7 protein-coding genes and 4 pseudogenes are annotated in these 8,945 nt (G+C 38.9%); 4 read left to right on the forward strand and 7 right to left on the reverse strand.

Annotation, left to right across the window (positions count from 1 at the left end; translation table 11 throughout):
* Positions 1 to 63: 63 nt before the first annotated feature.
* Positions 64 to 1,338: a phosphoribosylamine--glycine ligase gene (gene purD / locus ACFIKX_RS03815; protein ID WP_375628322.1), complete on the forward strand. Its 1,275-nt coding sequence runs from the start codon at positions 64 to 66 to the stop codon at positions 1,336 to 1,338.
* 1,083 nt (positions 1,339 to 2,421) lie between these two features.
* Here purD and ACFIKX_RS03820 read toward each other — a convergent pair.
* From ACFIKX_RS03820 to ACFIKX_RS03830, 3 genes are all read right to left on the reverse strand, one after another.
* A complete protein-coding gene (locus ACFIKX_RS03820; RefSeq protein ID WP_375628324.1) occupies positions 2,422 to 2,949 on the reverse strand; it encodes a DUF6101 family protein in 528 nt (175 codons plus the stop codon).
* 144 nt (positions 2,950 to 3,093) lie between these two features.
* Entirely contained in the window at positions 3,094 to 4,503 is a 1,410-nt protein-coding gene (locus ACFIKX_RS03825; protein ID WP_375611115.1) for an FAD-binding oxidoreductase, read from the reverse strand.
* A gap of 2 nt (positions 4,504 to 4,505) precedes the next feature.
* On the reverse strand, positions 4,506 to 5,468 hold the full coding sequence (locus tag ACFIKX_RS03830) for an L-threonylcarbamoyladenylate synthase (RefSeq protein WP_375613034.1): 963 nt from the start codon (positions 5,466 to 5,468) through the stop codon (positions 4,506 to 4,508).
* Positions 5,469 to 5,745: 277 nt separating this feature from the next.
* On the opposite strand from ACFIKX_RS03830, the pseudogene ACFIKX_RS03835 reads away from it, so the two are divergent.
* Positions 5,746 to 6,026: pseudogene (locus tag ACFIKX_RS03835) on the forward strand (type II toxin-antitoxin system RelB/DinJ family antitoxin).
* 9 nt (positions 6,027 to 6,035) lie between these two features.
* Positions 6,036 to 6,308: a type II toxin-antitoxin system YafQ family toxin gene (locus ACFIKX_RS03840; RefSeq protein ID WP_375628329.1), complete on the forward strand. Its 273-nt coding sequence runs from the start codon at positions 6,036 to 6,038 to the stop codon at positions 6,306 to 6,308.
* Positions 6,309 to 6,369: 61 nt separating this feature from the next.
* On the opposite strand, the gene ACFIKX_RS03845 is transcribed toward ACFIKX_RS03840, so the two are convergent.
* The 4 genes and pseudogenes from ACFIKX_RS03845 to ACFIKX_RS03860 all read right to left on the reverse strand — a co-directional run.
* On the reverse strand, positions 6,370 to 6,576 hold the full coding sequence (locus ACFIKX_RS03845; protein ID WP_375628327.1) for a hypothetical protein: 207 nt from the start codon (positions 6,574 to 6,576) through the stop codon (positions 6,370 to 6,372).
* 131 nt (positions 6,577 to 6,707) lie between these two features.
* The gene (locus tag ACFIKX_RS03850; protein ID WP_375613036.1) at positions 6,708 to 6,935 is read right to left on the reverse strand and encodes a hypothetical protein; all 228 of its coding nucleotides are present in this window, start codon (positions 6,933 to 6,935) and stop codon (positions 6,708 to 6,710) included.
* Positions 6,932 to 7,343: pseudogene (locus ACFIKX_RS03855) on the reverse strand (glycoside hydrolase family protein); the annotation flags it as partial. The pseudogene ACFIKX_RS03855 and the gene ACFIKX_RS03850, both read right to left, overlap by 4 nt.
* Positions 7,338 to 8,350 (reverse strand): annotated as a pseudogene (locus tag ACFIKX_RS03860) (hypothetical protein); the annotation flags it as partial. The pseudogenes ACFIKX_RS03855 and ACFIKX_RS03860, both read right to left, overlap by 6 nt.
* 465 nt (positions 8,351 to 8,815) lie before the next feature.
* Between ACFIKX_RS03860 and ACFIKX_RS03865 the strand changes: the two are divergent.
* A pseudogene (locus ACFIKX_RS03865) lies at positions 8,816 to 8,945 on the forward strand (integrase); the annotation flags it as partial.

The following is an 8,945-nucleotide window of genomic DNA, read 5'->3' on the forward strand; positions in this document are numbered from 1 at the left end:
AGAGACATTTCATTCTTATGAGAAGGGGATGAGATTAATTATCTTTTATGAGAGGAGCAAGCAATGAATATTCTTCTTATTGGCTCAGGTGGACGAGAACATGCTTTAGCATGGAAAATAGCAGCATCACCACTGCTAACAAAGTTATATTGTGCTCCTGGAAATCCTGCAACAACAGAATTTGGTGAAAATATTAATTTGAACATTGATGACCATCCCCTTGTTATTGATTTTTGTAAAGCACATTCTATTGATCTTGTAATTGTAGGACCAGAAGCACCCTTGGTGGCGGGTATAACAGACTCTCTTAATAGCGCTAACATCTGTGTATTTGGTCCTACTCAAAAAGCTGCTCAACTAGAAGGTTCAAAAGCCTTTACAAAAGATTTATGTCGGAAGAATAACATTCCTACAGGAAGTTACCAATGCTTTAATGATGCTTCTAAAGCTAAAGCTTACATTCAGCAACAAGGTGTTCCCATTGTTATTAAAGCTGATGGCTTAGCAGCTGGCAAAGGTGTCGTGGTTGCAACAACTATGGAAGAAGCGTTTAACGCAGTTGATGCCTGCTTCAAAAGTACATTTGGAGATGCAGGAAACAAAATTGTTGTAGAATCTTTTCTTGAAGGTGAAGAAGCAAGCTTCTTCTGCCTTTGTGATGGTAAAGTTGCTCTTCCTTTTGGATCTGCTCAAGATCATAAACGTGTAGGTGATGGGGATACTGGAGCAAACACCGGTGGTATGGGTGCTTATTCACCAGCGCCCATCATGACCCAAGAAATAGTGAATCGTACTCTCAAAGAAATTGTTGAACCAGCTTTAATAAGCATGAAAGAAATGGGCGCCCCCTTTAAAGGTATTCTCTTCGTCGGATTAATGATAACGCAAAAAGGACCCGAATTAATTGAATTTAACGTACGATTCGGTGATCCTGAATGTCAAGTTTTAATGATGCGCCTCAAAGATGATATTTTGCCAATTTTTCTTGCTGCAGCTCAAGGAAAACTTGAAAATAAGCCTCTTCGGTGGTCTGAAAAAACAGCTCTCACCGTTGTTATGGCTGCTAATGGTTATCCAGACTCTCCCCAAAAAGGTACTGTTATCCGTAACGTTGATCAAGTAAACACTCTTCCCAATGTGAAAGTTTTTCAAGCTGGTACAGTGTTGCGTGATGGAGAACTCATTGCAAATGGTGGACGTGTACTCAATATAACTGCAACAGGAAAAACGATTACGCATGCACAAAAACGTGCTTATGAAGCTGTTGATTTTATTGATTGGCCAGAAGGTTTTGTTCGTCGAGATATCGGATGGAGAGCCGTTGCGCGAGAAAATTAAATCCTTTGAATATTCTTTTTTTACGATTTTCTTATTTTATATAAGAGCATGACACACAAATTTTCTCACTGTTTTACGTTGACCATAATTTTGAAAAAATAAGTGTGCTTTCCTTTGAACAATCAAATATTGTAAATAGGATATCTACTCATGATAAAATAGGAAAATTTTCTGAATCTGAAGATGTAATATAAAATAATCATTTTACTGTTGTCTTTACTTTAAACGCATTTTCTCATCATTTTTATAAACACTTTCTTTCTTATAAAATCCTGAGGAAAAACGTATATACTATCATTTCTTTTATTTATCGCGTTTTTAGTGAAACTCCGCTTTTACGAAAAATAAAATGCCCAAAAAGATAGTTATGTTATTCACATACAAATTCTTAAACAATATCTCTCATGCTTATCATTCCCATTTTACGACACTACCTGCAAATAGTATAAATCCATTCTGCCAGCTTTCTGGAATAAAAATAAAAACCTATACCATCATTGTATTTTCCAATTCTCAATATTACGATAACCCTTTCTATCTAAATGATTTTGATTATAAAAGAGAGATGAAATAAGAATATTCTGAAATATTCAAAGCTTTCATTCAACATGGAGAAATGATTTATAAAAAAAATTCAAAAACACTTCCAGTAATCTTCTGGTGTTTTTAATAATGTGGCAAAAACCCAAAATTATACCGCAAAAAAACAGTTTCTATTGTTATGAAAACCGTTTTTACCTCTCTGAAAAAAGCGTTCTACATCATCGATTCCTGCTGCCAATGTATGGTGTCAAAAAACTCTTATTTACAATCATTGACTTTCTCTTTGTTTTCAAGAACCAAAAGTCACACCAAATCCAGTCTGTAAAGGTCTGAATTCTCATTAAGCGGGTTCCTCTTGCTTCCCACTCATATGCTGCACTTACACAAAGACCTACAAGCAAACTTAGAATATTCGCCATATCTTCTAAAAACACTTCATGTGTGAAGTTTACATGCCTTATGTTACCTCCCCAAACAACGATGTTTTACAGCACAACAAGATAAATGCTGACGGTCGTACAAAAATGAATGCATGTTAATTTACTGGAGTGCAATTCGATTCGCAATCACCAAACGCAAGCCTAACGGATTGCTATAACGAAGTAAAAAATGCTTTTGTTTAGAATGTGCTGTTGTACCAAAAAATCGATGTAAATCAGAACGATCTTTTACAACCAGAATGCGATTATCTTCATTGATCATAAGCATGGGAAGGCCATAAGTATCCGCCCATAACCGCCAATCCAGAAGAACATTATTCAAATCTCTGGAAACCAAAAGCGGTATACAAGCTTCCTCATCGGCATGAAGTAATTCTAATGCAACAGCTCTTTCTCCTGAACGCGTTTTTACGGTACGTGCTGCAATTCCTTGAAAATGATAAGGGGGTATTAAATGCGATAAGCTTGAAGGCATATCCGTTTTAAAAGAAACACCACGCTCATTTAACGAACAAATAACCTGATTACCCGTTTTGGATGAAAAATATGTCGTCGTTTGTGGCAAATGGCACGGATCTAACCGAAATTCAAGCACCGCTTTTGCCTGATTAAAGCATTGATTAGCCATATACATTATCCCAATTTATCTTAAATAACATACACCCTTTAGCAGCTTTTTCTCATTGGATTATTAAAAGTTTGAATAAAAAACAACTGGTTTCTTTTTTGGTTATTAAAATCTAAACAAAAATGCATGATCACCATTCTTGAATTATAATACTTTTCCAGGATTCATTATCCCTAAAGGATCGAGTGTTTTTTTAATCCCTTGCATAATATCCAATGCGACAGGCGATTTAAAAGAACGAAGTTCTTCGCGCTTAAGCTGACCAATTCCATGCTCAGCAGAAAATGCACCTCTATAGTCCACCACTAAACTATGAATGCGATGATTCATTGTTGACCATAACTGCAAAAACACTGTCGTATCAGCTCCTACAGGTTGTGTAATATTATAATGTAAATTTCCATCGCCCATGTGTCCAAAACAAATCACCTGTGCTCCTGGAGCAATATCTTCAACAATGAGCGCTGCCTCAGCAATAAAATCAGGAATAGAAGCAAGTGGGATTGCAATATCATGCTTAATGGACCCTCCTGCTAACTTTTGTGCTGATGATATACTTTCTCGTAATTGCCAAAAAAAATCTTGCTGTTTTAAAGATTGCGCAACAACTGCATCTTCTATCACCGCGTTCTTTAAAGCTTCTTCTAAAATAGTACTCAATACCGATAACGCCTCATCATTGCCTTGCAACGATGAAATGTTCATTAATACATACCATTCATGTTTCCGCTGAAGAGGAGGCTTCTCACACATCTTATAATCTAAAGCCATTTGCAAACTGGGATTTCCCATGAGCTCAAAACCTGTCAACATCCCTCCTCCATATTCTTGAGCCAGAGATAAAAACTCTAAGGCCTTCGCCGGACTATATAATCCCACCAAAGCAACAGCTTTTCCTTTTATTTTTGGAAACATCTTCAAAACGGCTGCGGTTATAACTCCCAATGTGCCTTCTGCACCAATAAAAAGATCTTTTAAATCATAACCGCTATTGTCTTTTTTAACAAAACGCAAATCATCTAAAATACGCCCATCCGGTAAAACAACTTCTAAACCAAGACAAAGATCACGCATATTGCCATAAGCTAAAACAGCTGTCCCTCCAGCATTCGACGAAAGATTTCCTCCTACTTGGCAAGAACCTTCAGATGCCAAAGAAAGAGGGAAAAAACGACCTGATTCATCCACTTTTTTCTGTAAATCCTGTAAAATAACACCAGCCTCTACAACAACAAAATTTCCCTCAAGATTTATAGCTCTAATCTTATTTAATCGCTCCATGGATAAAAGAACGCTCCCTCCTCCTTCATCTGGTTGTTGTCCCCCCACAAGCCCTGTATTTCCACCCTGTGGCACAATCGGTGTGCGCGTTTTGCTCGCTAACTGCATAATCGATGAGACCTCTGCGCAAGAAGATGGACGTAAAAGTAAAGGTGTTTTTCCATGAAAAAGCCCACGCTCTTCAAGCAAATACGGTGCAATCAAAGCTTGATCCGTTATAGCATGCTTAGCACCAACAATTTCCCTAAACCCTTCAATTAATTCCTGCTCCATGTTCATTTCTCCTTTGGAGCCGCAGCCCGTATAAGACGATCATTAATAGCCTCTCCTAATCCGTATGATGGAATAGGTTCTACTGCGATACATCTCACTTTAAATGAATCTAATTCCTTCATATATTGAAATAAATGAGAGGCTGCCTCTTCCAACTTTCCATCTTCGCTAAGGTTTAAAATAGAAACGGCATTTTCAGCCCCCATAACACGCTTTGAACCAAATGCTAAAAGCGCTTCACCATTTTCCACCTTTTCTACATTCAAACGAACCGTAGCATTGGGAGCATAATGCGATTTTAACATCCCAGGAGCTTCAATCGCCGCCCTTTGATCTATCCGTTTTAAAGGCTTCCCCACAACCTCTTCAATTTCATCAGCCGCAAGCCCGCCTGGACGCAAAAGATAAATATTTTCACCACAAATTTTAATAATCGTTGATTCCAGCCCTATTTTAGCAGGTCCTCCGTCCAATATCAAAGGAACAGATTCCCCCAAAGATGCAAAAACAGCCTCAGCTGAAGTAGGGCTAAGACGCCCCGATTGATTCGCACTAGGAGCAGCAAGTGGACGGCCAAAATGTTGTACCACTTCCGCAAAACGACTGTCTGGAAAACGAACAGCCAAGGTATTCAAACCAGAGGTTGTTAAAGGATGGATATTATGCTGTTCCTTTAAAGGCAAAACCAATGTCAAAGGCCCTGGCCAAAATTCCTCTATTAATTGGCGTGAAAGAAAGTCAATTTTAACATAACGTTCCGCCATTTCGATGCCGCTAACATGCGCAATAAGAGGATTAATTTGCGGACGACCCTTTGTAGAATAAATAGAAGAAATTGCCCTCCCATTGGTTGCATCGCCTGCTAATCCATAAACAGTTTCTGTTGGTAACGCTACTAACTTCCCTTGTTCAAGAAGCGCTATTGCCTCTCTTATCGAAGCACTATCGAGTGGTAGAATCGTCATGACACATCATTTCTATAACACTCTTTTAGTGATATTATGCTCTTTTTTATTCATATATCACATTGATTTATATGTTTTTTTAAGTATGGGGTTCATAAATAAAGGTTAGGGAATAGGATTTTCCAATATTCTTCTACAAAACATATCTTATTCTTCTAACTTTCTCTAATAATTTTTTGAATTTTGCTAAGTTCTCTTGTGAAAAGCTATTGTTGAAACTCTTGACATAGACTTAACGTGCAGTACATTGTACTACAATTGAATAGGGGATTTAGAAATGGGAAAAATTCAAGCCCGCATACCTGATCAAGTTCAAGAAATTGCAAGTGCAGTTATTAAGTCTACGGGTTTAACTGTATCGGATGCAGTACGCATGTTTATGACGCGCATTGCTAGAGATCGAACATTACCGCTTGGATCTTTCAACCAAATCCGGAAACATTACGAGCTATCGAGGATGCCGAAATGGGATGCGTCGAACATACATCATTAGACAGCTTAAGGACCATGATACGGGAAGATAGAACCGAAATGCGTAAATCTGAAAAGAAAACCTAAGCTTGCTATATTGTCTATACGCGTTCATTCCGGTCTGACCTTAAACGTGAAAGCAAAGGTAGGTATGCTAATACACTAGAGAAGGATTTGCTGCTTGTGGTCAAAGCGTTAGCGGAGAATGAACCGCTAAAAGCGCATTGGAGAGATCATGCGCTAACAGGTCAATGGCGCAATTGTCGTGATTGTCATATCAAGCCAGATTTAGTTGTGATCTATCGAAAGCCGAATACCAAAACACTAGAGCTCTTACGACTTGGTTTGCATTCTGAACTACGCTTATGATTGGATCTCCAATTCATAGTAAAAAGAATTTTTCGAAGTTTTTGCTTGTATGACAGTTTTTCTAATTCTTTGAGAACCACTGCTTCAAATGAGCGAAGATGTTGTCTATCGCATCCATGAGGCGTGCAAAATCAAGAATAAGCAAAAAAAGAAAAAATACTATCCACTTCATCAAGCGAGATATCATTTTCACGCTTTGATAGGTGATGATCATTTCTTTTTCTGATTCTATAAGCTCTATATCGTCTTGTGTTTTTTTTCTAGCCATGTTTCCACCCACACAAGCATTCACCTAGATTATTGTGCTTTAAGATCTCTCTTGCTAAATTGGAACTGATGGCGTTCAGATCTTGCCGGCTTAAATAAATAGGTAACCAACCAACACAAGAAGAAGCATATTTATTTGTCGTGCAACCAGTCAGAGAGAGCAGCATGCACATCAGCATCACTTTTTTGATTAACTTCACTTTCCACCTCCAGCCGTGTTGTGGCTGCTTTTAAAGCTTTTTCTGTTTGCTTTTGTTGCTCTGCTTTTTTCCCAAGAGTAAAAGCTCTTGCTAAGGCAATAAAAAAAGCGGCTAAAGCCGCACCTGTTACCATCAAGTTTCTTTTCATCCATAAGATCATAGGCGGTGCTCCTGAAAGCGTTTAGCAACAAAGAAAATACCAGTACATGCGGCTAAAACCATAATGGCGGCTAAAGCCCATTGAATGGGTCCANACCAGTACATGCGGCTAAAACCATAATGGCGGCTAAAGCCCATTGAATGGGTCCATTGCCCACTAAAAATCCACCAAGACCTGAGAAAGAACCAATAATCGGTGCCAATGCTTCTGCTTTGAAAACCCCCGTTGGTGCTTGCGTTTCTACTGTTTGATAATTGGAAGAAACATAAGCCCCTTTCGCCCATAGTCCTGCCTCTGCTACACGCCGGTGTACAAGACCTTGTAAACGCTTCCCGCCTGCTTTGGTCCATTTCTGCAATTCGGTTGGTACAGATTCATAATCCCCCGATTAAGCCTTTTAAGTAGTGTTCTATAGCCTTCTTGAGGGCTTAACGTGTTGCCTATGATTTTCATGGCAAGATCTGGATATTGCGTGAGTGCTTGCGCATCTTCATCGCTATACCCTTTAGAGCGTAAAAATTGCAAAGTTTGTTTATGTTGTGCGCGTTCCTTGTTGCCCTGCCGCATAAGGATAGATGCATTTGAAAAACTTTCTTGTGGTGTTTTTCCTGATGCTAACCCCGCAAAAAAATCCATGAGATGCTCGGAAAATTCTGATTTTCTAAAACGCTCCCATAAGCTGCTTGGATTTGCATCTTTATGAATAAAGTTCCCAACGGCGTTTACATAATCGGTTGCCTGTTCTGGCATATCATTTGCTTTTAAATGCTCCTCTTCTGGTAAGTGTGCATTCAAATGTTTTTCTTCTCCTATAGGTGCATCAAAAAGCTTTTCCTCATCATTTCCAGAATCATTTTTCAAAGAGTTTTCCGCTATAGATTTCTCATTAAGTTGAGCAATATAATCCATCACATTTTTTTGCTGTCGCCCAGCTTCATCCCCACTAGACTGATCAATGTTCCCAACAAGTGGAGATTGAGGAATCATTGATGCAACACCTCCCTGCTCTGAGAAGTCATGTTTTTGTTGCTCCGGCACCTCTTGTATCTTAACAGTATTCTTTGAAACATCCGGCAATGGAGGCATTTGGCGTTTTAAATCATCCATAGACATAATCAATTCTGCTGGCGTTTTTTCCCAGCTCGTTCTGTCCCTGCTTGAGAACCGCGAATAAGCTCTGTAGGACTCAATTTTTGCGGAGTATTATCCCCATTGCTCGCATCAAAAGGGTCTGTGCGACAAGCAGCCCGTTCTAAAAAACTTGGCTTGTATCGTCCTTCCAACGGCGTGCTTGGAGGCATCGAGCGTTGTTGCAATAAATATCTAGGTAACTGCGGTATAACCTGATACATTAAAGGACGCAAAAATTTTGGATCAAACAACTTTAAAAGAGAATTTGTGTTTTCTTGTTCCATCACTGCACCCTTTCCATCTCACAGCCACGCTTGCTATAATCTACATGCAAAAAACCTATTGCCTTATGCAAGAAAACAGCTTCAGGTTTTGACTTCAAAACATCTTGTGCCATCACCCCGCGATAACGCTCTGGATAGCCCCTGTAGTTATACTCATAGAGTTTGTATCCATCTCGCTGCCCTACTCGTACGATATTTTCTTTCGCTCTGATGTTGCTAAGCCCAGCAAAAGTACCAAGGATAGTTCCAACATTTCCAACAATCTCCTACGGATTAGGTTTTTTTATATAACAAGATATTGATTTATAATAATAATCTAGCGTTATTTATATTGAATTAGCCTCCCGAATAACGTAGGATTCTCTCATTTCAAATCTGTTTATCTTGAATCAATCAAAATCACTTGCTTGCACGTCACAAGCGGGGCTGACGTGTGGGTAAAAACTATAGCAGAAAGGAGTAAAAATGGTTCTTATGAATCGTCTTAATGCAAGATCTGTCGCAACATTGGGAACTGGCAAATATAATGATGGTGCCGGCTTGCTTCTTCATAAGCGTAAAGATGGAGGTGCTCAATGGCTGTATCGTTATACCA

The organism is Bartonella sp. CM86QHHN, assembly GCF_042194695.1.
Taxonomy (GTDB): domain Bacteria; phylum Pseudomonadota; class Alphaproteobacteria; order Rhizobiales; family Rhizobiaceae; genus Bartonella.